Here is a 1027-nt window from a genome sequence, read left to right as displayed (position 1 = left end):
CAGCTTACGACCTCAGAGAGCCTTGCAAATTCATGGCCATTGTCAGGGGTAATGGATTTGAAGTCATAACTTTTTTGAAGTTCCACCAGCTCATCATTGACCGCCTGTGCTGTTTTCCCATCAATCAAGCGAATGATCTCCGTGCGGTATTTTCGCTCTGTGAGCGTCAAAAGCACCTTGTTCTTAGCTCTCGTAAGAATGACCGTGTCAATCTCGTAATGCCCCACTTCTAAGCGATTGTTAATGAACTCAGGCCGTTCTTCAATAGACTTACCAAAAGGATGCTTTGGCGCACGAGGTTTGATTTTCTTTGCCGCCTTATACTGCGGATAGAAAAGATGATGACGCTTGGCTTCTAACCAGCCCCAGTTGACCCAATTGTAGAGGCTGCTCAGAGAAACTCCTTTTAGAGCCTGATGAATGACTACCAAAGAGTCCTTGTCTTCTTTAAGACGTGTACTCACATAACAATCAATCTCAGTCGTGAGTTTACTCGGACGAACACTGTGAGCCCTCAATCCTTCATAATTTTCTTGAGCCTTTTTAGCAGAGTATTTTACCTTCCGCTTGAGCTGGATTTCCCCTCGCTTCATCTCTCTGTCAATCGTCCCATGAGCTTTATTCAATAAGCGCGCAATCTCACGGTTGCTCAGTCCTTCTTTATTGTGCCAACGTTCAATGTTTAAACGGTCTTGATTGGTCAGGTGTTTCCCTTTGCTCTGGCTTGTGATAGAATAGTCTTGCATCTGAATTTCCTTTTTATACTATTTGGTCGAACTTCTAGTATAAGAGATTCAGATGTTTTTTGCTTGACTCAAGGTGGCTAACTTCATTTTACAATTTGCGATTTAATTTTTTATTTTAAATAGAGTACATTAGATTATCATTGTGCTATAATGACCTTATCTTTTACAGATTATGAAGGAAAAAATTAAGCTTAAATCCGCAGTCCATTCTAAAGAAAGTTTACTTGTTGCTCTATTACTTGCCATGAATACAGGCTTTGTTGATGCCTTTACCTTTTTTC

At 40.6% G+C, this 1027-nt stretch carries 1 protein-coding gene; it reads right to left on the bottom strand.

From position 1 onward, the window contains the following. Window positions 1-746 (bottom strand): IS30 family transposase (locus ABZ642_RS46475; RefSeq protein ID WP_360497809.1); only part of this gene is annotated, 746 nt, incomplete at its 3' end. Between the last annotated feature and the right edge of the window lie 281 nt (window positions 747-1027).

It is taken from the genome of Streptomyces sp. NPDC007157 (genome assembly GCF_040634235.1).
In the GTDB taxonomy this organism is placed as follows: Bacteria; Actinomycetota; Actinomycetes; order Streptomycetales; family Streptomycetaceae; genus Streptomyces.
This window is presented reverse-complemented; position numbering and strand designations above follow the sequence as displayed.